This window comes from Streptomyces sp. NPDC048636 (assembly GCF_040650655.1).
Lineage (GTDB): Bacteria > Actinomycetota > Actinomycetes > Streptomycetales > Streptomycetaceae > Streptomyces.
This window is the reverse complement of the sequence record NZ_JBEZHR010000002.1, coordinates 602,596-618,456: the sequence shown is the minus strand read 5'-3', so window position 1 is coordinate 618,456 and position 15,861 is coordinate 602,596. Positions and strand designations below refer to the sequence as shown.

The 15,861-nt window shown below is 69.9% G+C and carries 17 protein-coding genes, 2 tRNA genes and 1 pseudogene; 17 read left to right on the top strand and 3 right to left on the bottom strand.

All coding sequences use genetic code 11. The features are described from left to right. Positions 1 to 298 precede the first annotated feature (298 nt). Both AB0C66_RS08635 and AB0C66_RS08630 read left to right on the top strand, forming a co-directional pair. Positions 299 to 393: transfer RNA gene (locus AB0C66_RS08635), tRNA-Ser, on the top strand. Position 394: 1 nt separating this feature from the next. Further along, positions 395 to 474, top strand: a tRNA-Tyr gene (locus AB0C66_RS08630). A 5-nt stretch (positions 475 to 479) separates the two neighbouring features. Here AB0C66_RS08630 and AB0C66_RS08625 read toward each other — a convergent pair. Continuing rightward, complete coding sequence (locus AB0C66_RS08625) at positions 480 to 1,106, bottom strand: maleylpyruvate isomerase family mycothiol-dependent enzyme (RefSeq protein WP_362434608.1); 627 nt, start codon at positions 1,104 to 1,106, stop codon at positions 480 to 482. A 257-nt stretch (positions 1,107 to 1,363) separates the two neighbouring features. On the opposite strand from AB0C66_RS08625, the gene AB0C66_RS08620 reads away from it, so the two are divergent. Next, entirely contained in the window at positions 1,364 to 3,085 is a 1,722-nt protein-coding gene (locus tag AB0C66_RS08620) for a hypothetical protein (RefSeq protein ID WP_362434605.1), read from the top strand. A gap of 95 nt (positions 3,086 to 3,180) precedes the next feature. Here the strand turns inward: AB0C66_RS08620 and AB0C66_RS08615 are convergent. Continuing rightward, a pseudogene (locus tag AB0C66_RS08615) lies at positions 3,181 to 3,321 on the bottom strand (glutamine synthetase); the annotation flags it as partial. A gap of 158 nt (positions 3,322 to 3,479) precedes the next feature. Continuing rightward, positions 3,480 to 4,292, bottom strand: a complete 813-nt coding sequence (locus AB0C66_RS08610) for a class I SAM-dependent methyltransferase (protein WP_362434602.1) — start codon at positions 4,290 to 4,292, stop codon at positions 3,480 to 3,482. 61 nt (positions 4,293 to 4,353) lie between these two features. Between AB0C66_RS08610 and AB0C66_RS08605 the strand changes: the two genes are divergently transcribed. The 14 genes from AB0C66_RS08605 to AB0C66_RS08540 all read left to right on the top strand — a co-directional run bounded on the left by AB0C66_RS08605 (position 4,354) and on the right by AB0C66_RS08540 (position 15,826). Continuing rightward, positions 4,354 to 5,067, top strand: a complete 714-nt coding sequence (locus AB0C66_RS08605; RefSeq protein WP_362434599.1) for a GntR family transcriptional regulator — start codon at positions 4,354 to 4,356, stop codon at positions 5,065 to 5,067. Between the two features lie 507 nt (positions 5,068 to 5,574). After that, on the top strand, positions 5,575 to 5,841 hold the full coding sequence (locus tag AB0C66_RS08600; protein WP_362434596.1) for a DUF6284 family protein: 267 nt from the start codon (positions 5,575 to 5,577) through the stop codon (positions 5,839 to 5,841). Next, positions 5,838 to 6,293, top strand: a complete 456-nt coding sequence (locus AB0C66_RS08595; RefSeq protein WP_362434592.1) for a Pycsar system effector family protein — start codon at positions 5,838 to 5,840, stop codon at positions 6,291 to 6,293. The genes AB0C66_RS08600 and AB0C66_RS08595 overlap by 4 nt, the downstream gene beginning before the upstream one ends. Then, positions 6,290 to 6,601 carry a hypothetical protein gene (locus AB0C66_RS08590; protein ID WP_362434589.1) on the top strand — a complete coding sequence of 104 codons (312 nt, stop codon included), beginning with the start codon at positions 6,290 to 6,292 and terminating at the stop codon, positions 6,599 to 6,601. Before AB0C66_RS08595 ends, AB0C66_RS08590 begins: the two co-directional genes overlap by 4 nt. Beyond that, the gene (locus AB0C66_RS08585; protein WP_362434586.1) at positions 6,598 to 7,461 is read left to right on the top strand and encodes a DUF2637 domain-containing protein; all 864 of its coding nucleotides are present in this window, start codon (positions 6,598 to 6,600) and stop codon (positions 7,459 to 7,461) included. Before AB0C66_RS08590 ends, AB0C66_RS08585 begins: the two co-directional genes overlap by 4 nt. Next, entirely contained in the window at positions 7,458 to 7,940 is a 483-nt protein-coding gene (locus AB0C66_RS08580; RefSeq protein WP_362434584.1) for a hypothetical protein, read from the top strand. The genes AB0C66_RS08585 and AB0C66_RS08580 overlap by 4 nt, the downstream gene beginning before the upstream one ends. A gap of 17 nt (positions 7,941 to 7,957) precedes the next feature. After that, positions 7,958 to 8,290 carry a hypothetical protein gene (locus AB0C66_RS08575; protein WP_362434582.1) on the top strand — a complete coding sequence of 111 codons (333 nt, stop codon included), beginning with the start codon at positions 7,958 to 7,960 and terminating at the stop codon, positions 8,288 to 8,290. A gap of 82 nt (positions 8,291 to 8,372) precedes the next feature. After that, on the top strand, positions 8,373 to 8,543 hold the full coding sequence (locus AB0C66_RS08570) for a hypothetical protein (RefSeq protein WP_362434580.1): 171 nt from the start codon (positions 8,373 to 8,375) through the stop codon (positions 8,541 to 8,543). A gap of 97 nt (positions 8,544 to 8,640) precedes the next feature. Next, positions 8,641 to 10,761 carry an ATP-binding protein gene (locus tag AB0C66_RS08565; protein WP_362434578.1) on the top strand — a complete coding sequence of 707 codons (2,121 nt, stop codon included), beginning with the start codon at positions 8,641 to 8,643 and terminating at the stop codon, positions 10,759 to 10,761. Positions 10,762 to 11,010: 249 nt separating this feature from the next. Next, on the top strand, positions 11,011 to 11,283 hold the full coding sequence (locus AB0C66_RS08560; protein ID WP_362434576.1) for a hypothetical protein: 273 nt from the start codon (positions 11,011 to 11,013) through the stop codon (positions 11,281 to 11,283). Positions 11,284 to 11,366: 83 nt separating this feature from the next. Then, on the top strand, positions 11,367 to 12,248 hold the full coding sequence (locus tag AB0C66_RS08555) for a bifunctional DNA primase/polymerase (RefSeq protein WP_362434574.1): 882 nt from the start codon (positions 11,367 to 11,369) through the stop codon (positions 12,246 to 12,248). Between the two features lie 2 nt (positions 12,249 to 12,250). After that, on the top strand, positions 12,251 to 13,726 hold the full coding sequence (locus AB0C66_RS08550) for an ATP-binding protein (protein ID WP_362435605.1): 1,476 nt from the start codon (positions 12,251 to 12,253) through the stop codon (positions 13,724 to 13,726). Between the two features lie 480 nt (positions 13,727 to 14,206). After that, positions 14,207 to 14,446 carry a helix-turn-helix domain-containing protein gene (locus tag AB0C66_RS08545; RefSeq protein WP_362434571.1) on the top strand — a complete coding sequence of 80 codons (240 nt, stop codon included), beginning with the start codon at positions 14,207 to 14,209 and terminating at the stop codon, positions 14,444 to 14,446. A 90-nt stretch (positions 14,447 to 14,536) separates the two neighbouring features. Then, the gene (locus tag AB0C66_RS08540) at positions 14,537 to 15,826 is read left to right on the top strand and encodes a site-specific integrase (RefSeq protein ID WP_362434569.1); all 1,290 of its coding nucleotides are present in this window, start codon (positions 14,537 to 14,539) and stop codon (positions 15,824 to 15,826) included. The last annotated feature ends 35 nt before the right edge of the window (positions 15,827 to 15,861 follow it).

Genomic DNA, 15,861 nt, shown 5'->3' with positions numbered 1-15,861 from the left:
CGCTCGCTGCTGAGCCTAAGCGACCACGGCGGCGAAGCGGCAGGTCCCGGCCGTGGCGGAAAACCCGTTGCCGCACCGGCCGGGGGCCGGGCAGAGTGATCTCACCGCCGAGACGGGAGAGGAGCCCACGATGAACCAGCAGCCGAGCAGTGGCTCGTATCCGCGCTCATCGTCCTCATCGGGCTCCCCCGGGTACGCCAGGTAACCGTCCCAGACGGACCGCGGCCGCCCACGGGATCCCCGTCCGGGCGGCTTTTCGCTGCCGCCACCGCGCCATGCGCGCGTCGCACCATCGCCAGGAGGAGCCAGCCGAAAGGTGGCGCCGGCCGCGGTCTCGAAAACCGTTGGGCTGCGCGAGCAGCCGTGTGGGTTCGACCCCCACCTCCTCCGCCACGGGCGAGCTGGGCACTGGCGAGCCCAAGGGCCTGTAAAGCCCCCGCTCCGGCTATGACGGTTCGACTCCGTCCTCGCCCACCCGTTCACACCCCGACGAACCGGCCGCACGCCTCGCCGCGCAGGCGGCCCGGTGGGAGCTTGCGGCCGTAGGCGACCAGCAGGAGGTCCTGGGCGGCGCCGGTCAGGGGGGCGCCGGTGCCGTAGGTCCAGTCGAGGTCGTCGGCGCGCAGCTGGACACCGCTGAGGTCGGCGCGGAAGAACTTCAGCGTCTTGGGCTCGACCGTCCCCAGCAGGACGCGGACGCGGTCCTCGGGTACCCGTCGGCCGAGGTCCAGGGCGACCGAGATGTCCAGGCCGTGGACGACGTCATGGCCGAGCGCCGCGGCGAGCCCGCCGACCGGGGGTGTCCAGGAGTGGTGGGCGTTCTCCCGCAGCCAGGTGGCGAGTTGGGCGGTGGTGGCGGTGGCCGCCTCCCTGCGGGCGGTCCGGTCGGTCATCCGGTGGAGGCTGCCCCTGGCCTTGACCAGTTCCCGCGCCACCTTGGGCAGCGAGTAGCGGAACCCCAGCGACATATGGGCCGCGACCTCCCGCACCCGCCAGCCCCCGCACAGACTCGGCGCGTCCCACTGCTCAATGGACAGGCTGTCCAACAGATCGGCCAGTTCCCTGCGTTCGGCCGCGATGGCGGCCCGGATCCCCGTGGTGTCCATACGACAAGGATCCCGGCCCCGGCGGACATCCGTCCAAGAGCGGATGGTTCTCGCGGCCAGAAGCGCCGGCTATCGCCCGTCGCCCGGATGGCCGAGGTGGACACGGCCGACCGCGATCCCGCCGCCCCCGATTGGGCCGAAGGAGTGGCCCCGGACAGGGGTTCTGGGCCATCCCGGTGACACGGGTCAAGTCCGCCTCCGCCGCGTCCCGATGATGGTCGGGTCAGGGGCCTGCCCCGCGCGGAGAGGGAAAGCGGATGGCGATGAAGCAGAAGATGTGGTTGATGGTCCCGGGGGTGTGCGCGGTGGTGCTGGCCTCCTCGAACGGTGCCATGGCGGCGAGTTCCGGAAGCGACGGCAACACGGTACGGCAGGGGACGGACTGCTCATCCGGCAACAGCGGCCTCATCACCCCCGTGGTCGTCGGATCCCCGGGAGCCTCGACCGACTTCGATCTCTCGACCCACTGCGGCAACTCCGCGCGCGGCATGGGGAGGATGTCCGGCACCAGCGTCGATCAGTCCGCGGACTGCGACGCCGCCAACAGCGGACTGATCAACCCCGCTGTCAACGACTCCCCGGGAGCCTCGGCGGACACCACCCTCGAGGCCCGCTGCGACAACGACCTCCGCAACACGGGGCGGGTATCCGACAGCGCCGTCACTCAGTCCGCGGAGTGCGATACGACCAACACCGGAGCGGTCAGGCCCGAGTTCATCGATTCCCCGGGGGGCTCGGCGGACACCACCTTCTCGGCCCGCTGCGACAACGGCCTCCGCAACGACGGAAAGCTGACCGACAGCACCGTCCGCCAGTCCGCTGAGTGCGACACCACCAACACCGGCAATGTCGCGACACCTGGGCTGGATGAGTCTCCGGGCGGTTCGGTGGACACCACCCTCGCGGTCCGGTGCGGCAACGCGGTGACCAACCGGGGCACGGTCCACGACAGCGCCCTCGGCCAGCGGGCCGCGTGCGACGCCACCAACACCGGTCTGATCAATCCCGACCTGGGAGACGCCTCGCCCGGGGGCACGCTCGACACCCGGATCATCGGCCGCTGTGACAACGAGGTGGCGAACACCGGGGTGGTGGAGGACAGCGTCATCGGTCAGCGGGACGCGTGCGACACGACCAACACCGGCGAGATCAACACCGGTACCAACAATCTCTCCCCGGGCTCCTCCACCGATCTGGACGTAGCGGCCCGCTGCGGCAACAAGGTGACCAACGACGGCCGCCTGGACCGCGCGGCCCTCGGCCAGAGCACCACCTGCGACAGCACCGACACCGGTCTCTTCGGCGGCGGCAACGCCGAATCCCCGGGCGGCTCGGTGGACGCCGCGTACACGACCAGCTGCGACAACGACCTCCGCAACGACGGAAAGCTGACCGACAGCACCGTCGGCCAGTCCGCGGACTGCGACACCACCAACACCGGGGATCTCGACGCCCCCGAGGTGTTCGAATCCCCGGGCGGTTCGGTGGACACCACGGTCGCGGCCCGGTGCGGCAACGCGGTGACCAACCGGGGCACGGTCCACGACAGCGCCCTCGGCCAGCGGGCCGCGTGCGACGCCACCAACACCGGGGACCTGTCGCCCCTCGTGGGACCGCTCTCGCCCGGGGCCACGTCCGAGACCCGGGTCCTCGGCCACTGCGACAACAAGGTGACCAATGACGGCCGTATGGAGCGCGTCACCGTGACCCAGAACGACAGCTGCGACAGCACCAACACCGGTGACTTCGAGACCTCCGTCGTCAACTCCCCGGGAGCGAGCGCCGACCTCGAGGTGCGGGCCGCATGCGACAACCAGGTGTCCAACAGGGGCCGGATGCACGACGAGGCCATCGCGCAGGACAACGGGTGCGACGCGACCAACAGCCGGGATATCGACCTCACCGTCGCCAACCAGCCCGGTGCCGACGCCGACACGAACGTCGCGACAGGCTGCCGCAACCTCGTCGACCGGGGTTAGTCCGCGACGCCCGCCGAACACACTGAAGATGCCTCCGGGCCGACGTCATGACGACGTCGGCCCGGAGGCATCTGTCCAGCGGTCTGCCAGTGCTCTTACAGCACCGGCAGGTTCTTGCGCAGTTCGAACGGTGTGACCTCGGAGCGGTACTCCTCCCACTCCTGCTTCTTGTTGCGCAGGAAGTCATGCGGCGAATCCGCCACCTGGGAGACCTCTTCCGATGCCGCTTCCGAGCGAGGGCGGCACGGTCGTCATTGGCCGTCGTTGGTCGTCGTTGGTCACCCTCGGACGGCCCACGGACGGCCCGGAGCGCGGTCCCGGGGACGGGAGCGAACCCGCCGTCTCCGGGACCAGACCGCTCGTTCTGAGCACACGCCAGAACGGGCAGGGCGCGTCACGCGGGCACTCGCCCGACCGCCAGCAGATGGGAGCTGGCGGCAAGGAGCTCCGGGTACGGCTCTGCCATGCGCGCGGCTGTCAGGGCGGAGGCGAACATGTCATCTGTGGGGCCTTCCCCGGGCTGCTGCTCGACCGCTTTGAGGAGCGACCACGCGGGACCCTCCACCCCGAATACCTCCACGTCAGTGAGCCCTGCCACTCGCAGTTCGTCGGCGAGCTCCTCCGCGCGATGGAAGTAGGCCAGGGTGAAGCCTTTGCCGTCGTGCACAGCGGTGCGCAGAATCTTGGAGATAGCCGCCTGCAAGCGGTCCGTGTGCAGATGCGCGTAGGTGACGTGCTCGAAGAGGGACGAGTACCGATTGATGGCGGCTGCGGCGACAAGTCCCCCGGGCATCACTACGCGCCGCGCCTCCGAGAGGGCAGTGCGCCGGTCTTCCGGGTCGGGCAGATGGTAGAGCGGGCCGAGTAGCTGTACGACGTCGTAGCTCGCGTCTTCCGCGTTCAGTGCACGGGCGTCGCCCACCGAAGCGGGGCAGATCCTCGCCGCCTGCTCAACGTGCCGGGCGATGGGGTCGACCAGCTCGACCTTGTAGCCGTCTTCCACGAGCCACCGTGCGTGCACGCCTGTCCCACCTCCCACATCGAGGACGCGCGCCGGTGTCGGCGGGAGGAAGCGGCGCAGGATCTCCTGCGTACGGAGGAGTTCCAGCCGCCCGTCTGCCGACATGCTCAGCCGGACGTCCTCGTCAATGACCTCTGAGTAGAAGTGTTCGATCTCCGGTGCTAGGGCGATCTCTGCTTTCGACATGAGGGCAGTATCCTGTGTACCGGTGGACCAGTCCAGCGCCCGCCTACCGACAAGGGGAGCTATGGCACTGCTGAAGTATGAAGAGATCGCGGAATCGCTGAGGGTCCGGATCGCATCGGGGGAATTCCAGCCCGGTGAGACCGTCCCATCCGGACGGGACCTGGCCGAGCAGTGGTCGGTCTCGCGCGCCACCGCTATCAAGGCCATGGATGTATTGAGGGCCGACGGCGTCGTCGAAGCGCGCCAAGGAACGGGCTTCATCGTCACGGAGACTCCTGTGGCACGGCCAGCGGGCGGGCGCCAGGCCGGATCAGCCCGCGCCAGCGGCATGCCGTTTCTGCGCGTCGGCACACCTGACCGGGCCATGCCACCGGCGCACGTGGCCGAGGCACTGCGCCTGGGAGCCGACGTGGAAGCACTTCGTCGTGTTCGTGTCCTGCAACTTCCCGACGGGAGTCCTCACAGCTACGTCACGGCCTGGTTCCCGCCGGAAGTCGCCGATGAGGCGCCTCGCCTGGCTCAGCCCGCCCCCATTGCCGAGGGAACCTCCCGCTACGTCCGCCGCCAGACCGGCCGCTTCCCCGTCGAGGGGACGGACACGACCACAGTGCGCCTCGCAACAGAGGCTGAGGCGGAGCACCTGACCCTGACGGGTCCGACCGCAGTGGCCGTCGTGCTGCACACCGCGTACGACCAGGAAGGCCGCCCGGTGGTGTGCGAGGAAGGTGTCACGCCAGGGGCCCTCTTCGAGCGGGTGGAGACCTACCCGATGTAGCTCCCTTACATCACGAGAAGGCTGGACCGGTCCGCCGGTCCAGCCTTTTTTGGCGTCCCGAAGTGGCTTTCACCTGCGAAGTTGTGCCACGGCATCAACGAATCCAACCCACAGAGGTTGACTGGACCGGTCCACCGGTCCAGTATCTACGTGTGGCCGCAAGGCAGCCCGCCGGAGGCGGAACTGCTGAGCCGCGCCAGCGCCCGGAAGCCCTTCACAAGGGGGTGAAAGGAAGCGCTCGTTCCTTGAGAACTCAACAGTGGACGGAGTCGCCGACTCTCCGAGAAGGCGGCCAGCGCGGATGAGGTCCGCGCATCGCACGACCCAACCTCCGCCGCTACCGCGGCGGCCGGTTGCCTCCTCCGCCTGTCCGGCCCCCGTACCGGGTGGTGACCGTACGGGCGGGGTGTGGGGAGCCGGATCTACCGACTTCAACGGCGCGCGGCGCCGGTGTTGCAGCACCGGCGCCGCTGTTCGGGCCGTTCACCCTTGAGAGGAACACGACCCATGGAGCACATCGGTGCACTTCGGGCGGTTGTTACCGCCGACCTGTCCCACCGCGAACCGACCGGCGCTGAGCTGGACGCGATCGACCTCGAGATGCCCGTCATCACGGCCGAGGTCGAGCTGTTGGATGCGCAGATCATGACGCTTGACCGGCCGGTGTCCGAGTTGGACGAACGCCGTATCCGTCGGGCCCGTCGCCGGGTGCTGGCCGCCCGCCGGGAGCTCTTGAACCGTGCCGCAGTGAGCACGTCGGGGGTGGGGGCGTGAGCACCTTGGACGTCAACCTCACCGCCGCCCACGCCGAGGTGAAGGCAGAGATCGCCCGGACCGACACCAAGACCAGCTTGTTACTGGCCTTCATCGGCGCTCTGTTGGCTGGCGTGTGGACCGTCGCCCGCGACGCCCACCTCCCGACCGCCGCATACGTGGTCGGCGGCACTGGTGTGACCTTGCTGATCGGTGCCGCAGCCCTGCTGCTCCGGGCGGTGCGGCCGAACCTGGGCGGTGCCCGCCCGACAGGCTTCCCGCTGTGGGCGAAGCTCACCGCCGCCCAGATCCGCACCGAGCTGGCCGAGGACAGTCGAGCGCAGGACATCGCGAACCTCTCGCGCATCGCGGTCGCCAAGTTCGCCAACCTGCGCCGTGCGGTCGATGTGACCGGCGTGGCTGGTGCCCTGCTGATCGTGTCGGCCGGTATCGCGGTGGGGGGTGCGCTGTGAGCGACTCTGCTACAAGTGTCGCCCCCGGCCCGCTGCCGGAGGCCGTTGCCGCGCTGCTGCGCGCCGTCCTGGAGGCGATCGAGATCCCCGACCCCGCCACGGGTGAGGACGAGCAGGTCCGTGACGCGATCCTGGCCGACCGCGCCAGGGACGCCGTCGTGGCCCTCCACTGCCTCTTGGGTGACAGCACCGGACTCAGTACCCCGTGGAACACCGGCTACCTGCGCCGGATGCTCGCAGCGAAGCCACCGATTGGCTACGGCACCGCGCACGACCCGGAGCGTGGTGACGGGGAGGTAGACCGGTGACCCGCCAAGACAAGGCCAAGGCTCTTCTCGTCGTGGCGCTGGTGGCCGTGGTCGGGATGGCGTTCCGGGTGTCGTGGAACGCGCTGCGGGATGTCGCCAGGGCCATCGGTGCCGATGCCACGGCCGCGACCCTCTACGGGTACGTGGTCGATGGGCTGATGGCGCTGGCGCTGGTCGCCGCGCTCGTCCTGACCGGTCGGGACCGGAAATTCGCGCTGCGGGTTCTGGCCGCGTACACCGCCGCCTCGCTCGTCCTGAATTTCGTTCACGGGCTCGTGCCCGAGTTGCACGGTGGTGCGGTCGGCCCCGGCGGACTGGCCGACTTGAGCCGGGCCGGTTGGCTGCTGGTGCTGCTGGCTACCTCGCTCCCGGTTGGCTCGATCTACTTCGGGTCGGATCTGGTCGCCAAGGTGCTCCACCACCGACCGGACACCACCACAGACGCCATCAAACCGGATGAGACCATCATCAATCGGTCTACGTCTGAGCAGGAAGAGTCGGCCCCGGAGCCACCCGCGCCGGTCGCCGACCCTCTGCCCCTCCCAGCCCCTGAACCGGTCGCCCAGCCGGGCTCCGACCAGTCGGCTCCCGGCGCTGTGGCGGTGGCGGCTGAGTCGGCCCGGCCCCGTCGGGCGACCGGTCGGGTCCCGCAGTCGGCCCGCACCGCCCGACCGAAGCGGACGCCCGCCGAGCTGCTCGACGAGGCGCGGTCGGCAACGGCCGACTGGCCCGACGAGCAGCTGACCGCTGAGGCCATCCGCAAGACGGTCCGCACCTCGGCGGAGAAGGCGCGCGGGCTGCGGGACACGCTGCGGGCCGAGCGGGCCAACACCGCCGACTCCATGGAGGTGGCCGCATGAACGAGCCCCTGCCCTACCGCCCGGGCGAACCGGTCACCGACTGGTCCGCCCGCGAGGTCTACCAGCCCGTTCCTGTCCCGCTGGACGGGCCTGTGGAACTGGCGGCCGAGCGTGGCCCGGTGGTGTGGGTCCCGGACCCCTACGACCTCAACCGCATGGTCGCCGTCCGCCGGATCGACCTGCCCACCGTGCAGATGCCCGCCCCCGTCCCGGCCCCGACCGGCCTGGATCCCCAGGCCCAACGGCTCATCGCGCGCGGTGTCCTCGCCCTTGGCGTGGGTGGCGCGGTGTACCTCGGTGCCGCCGGGCTGGCCATCGCCGCGCCCGTCCTGGTGCCGGTGTCCATCGCCGTGGCCGCCGTGGTCGTCGCCCCGGTCTTCTCCGGCTTCCGGCGCGGACGGGGCGACACCTTCATCACCCACCACCACGTCACGAACCGCTGGTGGGGCCGCTCGCACACCACCGTCCGCAACCGCTGACCAGGAAGGACAACCCCGTGAGCGATGTCTACCGCTCCTACACCTCCCGTGAGAAGCGCCAGCGCGCGATGTTGATCCTGCGCACCACCAAGCAGGCCGCCGCCGACGCCGTCGATCCCAAGCTCAACCGGAGGATCGAGCAGATCGACGCCCGCGCCGAGGAGCGCGGCCAGCTGGAGGCCGTGGCCCTGCACCGCCAGAACGACAAGGCCAGGGCCGAACTGGCCGCCGCCAAGGCTGCTGAGCGCGCCGCCTCACGTGAGGACCGGACCGCCGCCCGCGATGCCCGCAAGCGGGCGGAGAAGCGGGCGCGGGCCACTGAACAGGCCATCCGCCGCGCTGGTCTCTGACCGGCCCTTCCGTCCCCTGCGGGCTTCCCGTGGGGGTGCGGTGGGACCGGACAGACCAGCCCCGCACGGGAAAGGACACGCGATGGCCCGGAAGACCCCGGAACAGAAGGCAGCGGCGAAGAAGGCGGCGGCCCAGTACAAGGCCGCCAAACGCTCGCTCGCCACGCACACCGACGCGGACAGCTCCGCGTACCTGGCCGACCACGACCGCGTGGTCGAGGCCGAGAAGCACATCCCCTGGTACCGCCGCTGAGGGCGGCCACCTTCACCCGGCCCAGGGCGCCGGCACGTTCCTGGGCTCCGCGTCCGCTATCCCGCCCCTGGAAGGGGGCGGTCAGGAGGCTTCCCGCATGAGTGACAACGTCGTTCACCTCTACAAGAGCTCCGAGGCTCCCCCCTCCCGCCAGGGGCCCACCTTGACCGTGGTGGAGAGCGCCCCCGCCCCGGTCGTGCCGTTGTGGGTGCGCTCCGGCCGCGCCGTGAAGACGGCTGTCACGCATGAGCGCACCAGGACCGCCGCCCGTGCGATCGTGCGGCACAACATGTACGTGGTGGGCGGGGTGCGGATCGTGGCCCGGCGCACCTGGGACGGCCGGACCCCCGCCCGCTACGAACGCATGCTGCGGGCCGCCGAGGCGGCTGCCAATTACGAGGTGGCCGCCGAGTGGGAAGAGCGCGGGCAGCGCTTCCGCGAGGCCCGGCACCGGCGCCGTATGGACCTGCTGCGCTCCCCGGTCGATGCCGCCAAGGGCCTGGTGGTCGGCACCGGCATGGGCGTCGGTGCCCTGGTCGGCCTCGGGGTGGCGCTGGCCGTCGCCAACAAGGACTTCACCGATGTCCTCACCCCGCTGATAGCGGTCATCGAGTTCATCCGGCTACTCATCACCATCGTCACCATCGTGTGGGGCCCGATGATCACCATCGGCCCCATCCTCGCCCTGCTCGGCCTGTGGGCCGTCGGCCGCCACCAGCAAGCCGCGCCCACCTGGGCACTGCCCACAGGCGCCCGCAGCAGCGGGGGTGAGCCCATCACGCCCTCGATCGTCGTCAAAGCCCTGCGTGACCTTGGCGTTTCCGCACTGCGCAACGCCATCAAGGAGATGGGCGACGCGGGCGCGTCGATGCTCTCCCCGATCGTGATCGCCGGATGCGGGGTCGAACTCGATGCCACCCTCCCCTCCGGGGTCTCCACCATCGAGGTGCAGAACCGGCGCCGGAAGCTCGCGGAGAACCTCGGGCGACATGAGCACGAGGTGTTCATCACCATCTCGGAGGCGGCCCGAACGGTGCGGCTGTGGATCGCCGACTCGGGTGCGCTGGACGAGCCGATCGGCCCGTCCCCGCTGGTCACCGACGAGACGATGACCGCCGACTACAAGAAGGGCCGCGCCCCCTGGGGTCAGGACCTGCGCGGGGATGCCGGTGCGCTGAGCGTGTATCAGCGGCACCTGTTGGTCACCGGTCTGTCCAACCAGGGCAAGACCGCAGCCCTGCGGGCACTGGCTCTGTGGACGGCGCTGGACCGCACAGTGGAATTCCGCATCGCTGACCTGAAGGGTGCGGGCGACTGGGCCATGTTCGATGGCCTGGCCACCGTGCTCATCCAGGGCCCGGCCGACGAGAACGTCATCGAGGCCACCGAAATGGTCGAGGGCCTGGTCGTGGAGATGAACCGCCGGATCGAGGCGCGCAGGCTCGACCCCAAGGCCGTCTTCGCACCGCTGATCGGCATCGTGGACGAGGCGCAGGTGGCGTTCATGTGCCCGGTCAAGGACGAGGAGAACCGTCCTTACGGCGGCTCCAAGGCCACCTCCCGGTACTTCATGGCCGTGCGCAAGGTCAACAACCAGGGCCGTGTTGTGGACGTGACCCTTTGGCAGGGCACGCAGGACCCCACCGACCAGAACCTGCCCAAGCTGGTCCGCGAGGGCGCCCACACCCGCGCCTCTCTCGCGCTGGGCACTGAGTCTCAGGCTCGCATGGCGCTGGGAGACAAGGCTGTTGACGGTGGGGCCGCGCCGCATCTGCTGCGGCAGGGGCTGGACAAGGGCACCCTGGTTGTCGCCAGTGACGGGATTGAGATCCCCAAGGGGCAGTCGTCTCTCACGGTGCGCACGCACTACATCGATGACGACCAGGCCGAGGCGATCATCAATCGAGCCAAGGCACTGCGGGACGGTGTGACCACGCTGCATGTCATCGACAGGGGCGAGGAGCGTGACCCGCTCGGCGACATCGCCGACGTGGTCGGGGACGCCTCGCGCGTGCTCACTCAAGACGTGCTCAAGCGCCTCGCCGCGCTGGACGCAGACGCCTACGGCAAGTGGTCGTTCATCGACCTCAAGCGCGTCCTCGAGGGCACCGGGGCCGAGCCGTACAAATCCGATGGCCGCATGGTCGTCGGCCGCGACCGCATCCTGCGTGCCCTCACCGACCGGGACGAGTCGGATTCCGCTTCTGCTGTCGCATAGAGGGAAGCACGCCCTCGCGAGCCAGGGAGGCAGGGAGAACTCCCTGAACCCCTCCCTGTGCCGCCTCCCTGCCCCTGACCAGCCCAAATGATCCATCAGGGAGTCAGGGAGGCACACAGGTCAGCACCCCTGAAACCCCCTCCACAAGCACCCTGGCAGGGGGTGTCTCTACCTCCCTGGCCACTGGCAGGTCAGATTCCGCATGCACCCCAACCCGCCAGCACCCCACGACGAAACGAGGAACCCCGCATGCCTCGACTCCGCATCCAACGCACTGGCTGGTCCCGGCGCGTGCTCGTCCTCACCGACACGCCCCGCCCCGACTGCCCCGACTGCGACAGAGACGGCGGCACTGCACACGACTACGGCGACCACACCGGCGAATACGCGGGTACCGATTGGGAGCCCTGCCCCTGCTGGGACGAGACCCGCCGCTGGACCCTGCTGACCCTCCCGCACCGCCCCCGGTGGCTGCGTCGGCAACGCCCCGACGTCGACCCATGGGCCGACGCCCCGTTCTAGCCACAGCTGGGGCGGCCGTCTCTCGCCAAAGTCACGGCCGCCCCGGTCTCCCAGCACCCATCACAGGACTGGAGACATCCAGCATGACCCAACCCACCCTCATCCGGCGAGTACCTCCCACCCCGTCGCCGCTGCGGACCGCGCTGGAGCTGGCCGCGACCGGCCTGCCGGTGCTGCCGCTGCGCCGGGGCAAGGTCCCGTTCGGCAACTGCCCCGCGTGCACCGGCCAGCCGCCCGCCTGTGGCGGGCGGCCGAACATGAAAGACGCAGGGCCCTGCCAGTGCCCCGGCCCCTGCCACGCGTGGGCCGCCGCCACCACCGACCCGTCCGTCATCGCCTCGCCTGCATGGGCGTCGGCGTGGCGGGAGGCCGTGACGGTCGCCTACCATCCCGGCGGCGCCGGGCTGACCGTGGTGGACCTCGACGACACCGAAGCCGTCGCATGGGCCCGGGAGACCCTGCCCACTACCCGGATCGTGCCGACGACTCGCGGTGAACACTGGATCTACCGAGGCGCCATGCGGTCTGTGAACGCCGTCCGTGAGGGTGTCGACCTCAAGTCCACGATGGCCTACGCCCGGTGGCTCGGTCACGGCACCGGCACCATGACCGACCTGCCGGACATCGTGCGCGCGCTGGCAGTGAAGGAGCCCTCCACGGTCCGGTCGGCCCCGCAGGCCATCACCGTGCCCGCATGGGCCGGGGAAACAGTGTGCCCTCACCGCACGCCCGCCTACCTGGACCGTGGCATCGCCATGGCCGAGCAGCGCATCACCGAGGCCCGCAGCGCGGTCCACGCCACCGTCTACCGGACCTTCCTCGCCGTGCTCTCCACCCACGGCCGGTGCGGCTGCCTCACCGAGGCTCACGTCGCCCGGCTGTTCACCGCCGCGCACGCCAAGGGCGAGTCCCCCCGGCACTGCACCGACGCGTGGGCCAACGCCCGTACCACGTTGGGACTGTGACCATGTCCGACGACGAGAAGACTCCGGCCCGCGAGGTCATCACCGACTACGCGCAGGCGCACTTCCGGTACTTCCGCACCGCCGACGGGACCGTGTACGCGCAGAAGAACGGCCACCCCGTAGCCCGGCCGATCCGCTCCCAGGGCACCACGGGGAGCCACCGGCAGGAACTCATGGTCGGCCTCTTCAGGGACGGGGTCGGCGTGTTCAACGGGACTGCACTCAAGGAGGCGTTGGACTTGATCGAAGCACTCGCGCTGACCGAGGACGTACAGCCCACCCACATCCGCGTGGCACCCGGGTTCGACGGTGCGACCTGGCTCGACCTGGGCCGCGACGACGGCAAGTCCGTCCGCATCCACCCCACCAGCTGGGACATCCTCACCCCCGACCCGCAGGAAGTCTGCTGGCGGCGCACCCAGCTCACCGGCGAACTCCCCCTGCCCGCCCAGGACACCAACGGCAAGGGCCTCGACCTCCTGCTCCGTCTGTGCAACTTTGCCAGCGCCGAGACCGAGTGCCTGGCCATCGCCTGGCTGATCGGCTGCCTGGAGCCGTCCGTCCCCGTGCCCGCGCCGTTCCTCACCGGCCCCCAAGGTGCGGGCAAGTCCACCGGCGGCCGGATGCTCGTGCGGATCATCGAGGGCATGAGCAGTGACCTGCGCCGGGCGCCGAAGGACGAGGAGAACATGATCACGGCCGTTGCCGCCGGATGGGTCACCGCCCTGGACAACCTCTCCCACCTGCCCCCGGACCTGTCCGACCTCATGTGCTGCATCGTGACCGGCGCCGAGAGCATCAAGCGCGCGCTCTTCACCGACGGCGACGTCGTCCGCTCCCGCTACCGCCGCCCCATGCTCCTGACCGGCATCGACGTCGGCGTCATCCGCCCGGACCTCGCTGAACGCCTCCTCCCGCTCCGTCTCGTGCGGCCCCGGGTGCGGCGGACCGAGGCGGAGCTGTGGACGGAGTACGCGGAGATCCTGCCGGTCGTTCTCGGCTCCCTGCTGGACCTGACAGTGAAGGTGCGGGCCGCGCAGGCGGAGACCCCCACCGACCTGCGGATGGCCGACTTCGCCCACCTGTGCGCCCAGCTCGACGCGGCTACCGGGTTCGGCTCGCTGGCCGCGTACCGGGCCAGCCTCGATGACCTCAACGACGACGTCATCGAAGGAGACCTCCTCGCGCAGACGGTCTTGAAGCACGCTGCCGGGCTCGATGCGGGCGCGGAAGTCCGTATGTCGTCCTCGGAGTGGCTGCACTGCCTCACCGGCCTCTACAGCGGCGAGGAGTGCCGTCCCCTGCCCAAGGGCTGGCCCACCACCGGCAAGGTCCTCTCCGACCGGCTCAAGCGGCTACAGCCGACCCTCGCCGCACGCGGCGTCCTCATCGACTGGGGCCGCACCAGCGCCGCCCGCTACATCGAGATGACCCGCCCCCCGCTCCCGCAACCGAACGAGCAGGAACCGGCGTTCTGACCCGCGCCACCACGGCGCCACACCGAACAAGCAAGAGGAGCAACGCCGCGCCGGGGGCGTTGCTCCTCTTGCTGTTCCGGCGGCTTGCCGCCGCCCCACAAGACGCGCCGCGAAGCGGCTCCTTCTTCACGTCCTGAGCAGTACCGCACCACCACAGACACCACCCCTCTCTTTTTCCTAAGAGAAGAGACCCTGCGTCACCCACGTCACCCACGTCACCAGCCACCCGAACCCGGACCCTGACCAGCGATGACAGCGGTGACGCAGACGGCCAAACCTGCGTCATCCCGCGTCACCCGCGTCACGGGTGACAGAACCCCCGCCCCACCCTGTGACACGCCCCGAGCTGCCCGCGTCACCGCATAACAGCAGGTCATAGCCGCAAATGACGTGCGTGACGCGATGACGCAGAAATCCGCGCTTCGGACAGGCGCAGACCCCCGGAGACCGGACCCCTCGCCCGCGCACTGAGGACACGTCATGAGCACCGCACGTGAACAGCCGGACCCGCGCGCCACGCTCCGCGCCGGGTTGCCGGACCGCTACCTCACCCCCGACGACATCGCCGAGATCTTCGAGGTGCCCAAGGAGACCGTCTACCAGTGGCGCAAGAAGCACCTCGGCCCGCCCGGCTTCCGGATCGGCAAGCACCTGCGCTACGACCCGGCCGACGTCTATCGCTACGTCCGGGAGCGCAAGGCAGCTTCGGTCGCTGCCTGACCACAGACACAGCCCACCCACCCACGCCACGGGGCGGGGCCACACGGCCCCGCCCCGCTCCCATGCACGCGCGAAGGGACCACAGCCTCCATGGCAGGCCACATCCAAGACCGCTGGTACAAGACGGAGACAGACCCCGACGGCAAAACCCGCCGTGTCAAGACCGACCGTCACGGCACCGGCATGCGCTACCGCGCCCGCTACATCGGCCCCGACGGCACCGAGAAGAGCAAGTCATTCCCCGACAAACAGAAGCGGCTGGCTGACCAGTGGCTTGCCCACATCGAGGCCGACATGTCACGCGGGCAGTACATCGACCCGCAGGCCGGGCGCATCACATTCCGCGAGTACGGCGAGAAGTGGCTCGCCGCGCAGACCACCGACCCGAACACGCGGGTACCGGTGGGTGTGCAGCTCAGGCTTCACGCCTTCCCTTACATCGGCGCACGCCCGCTGGACTCCTTCCAGCCTGGGCACATCCGAGAGTGGCTGGCCGAGCTGGAACGAGCGGTACCGGCATCGTCGTACCGCCGGGTGATCTTCGCGAACGTCTCGTCTGTCCTGAACGCCGCCGTGGACGACACCCTGCTACTCAAGAATCCGTGCAAGGCTCGATCGGTCCGTGCACCGGAGCGCGGGGCCCCTCGCGTACGGCCGTGGACTGCAGAGCGTGTCTTCGCAGTGCAGGCCGCGCTCCCTAAGCGCTATCAAGCGATGGTCGACGTCGGGGGCGGCTGTGGTCTCCGACAGGGCGAGATCTTCGGCCTGTCGGATGACGAAGTGGACTACGAAACGGGATGGCTGCACGTCGCCTATCAAGTGAAGGTGGTCAACGGACACCTGGTCTTCGCGCCGCCGAAGCGCAACAAGGAGCGGGACGTGCCACTGGCGGAGCGCGTCGGTGGCGCGCTCATTGAGCACCGGGAGCAGTTCCCGCCCGTGGAGGTGACGCTTCCATGGCTGCGGCCGGACGGCCCGCCCGTCACCAAGCGTCTGCTGTTCTCCCTTATAGGGGGCGGCGCGGTCCGCCGGACCGACTTCAACACCCGGCTGTGGAAGCCCGCACTCGTCGCGGCCGGAGTGATCCCCGAGCCCGAGAAGGGTGAGCGGCACGAGGCGGCCCGCGAGCACGGCATGCACGCGCTGCGGCACTTCTACGCGTCGGTCTTGCTGGACGCCGGGGAGAACATCAAGGCCCTGAGCGGCTACCTTGGCCACGCGGACCCCGGCTTCACGCTCCGGACGTACACGCACCTGATGCCCAGCAGCGAGGGACGGACCCGCACGGCAGTAGACCGGCTCTATGAGGCGGTCGAATCCGCGCCGGACGGCCCACAGACGGCCCAAGAGGAATGCGACGACTCCGGGCCAGCGCCGTGACGACGCTGGCCCGGATCATCGGTCTAGCGCGAAAC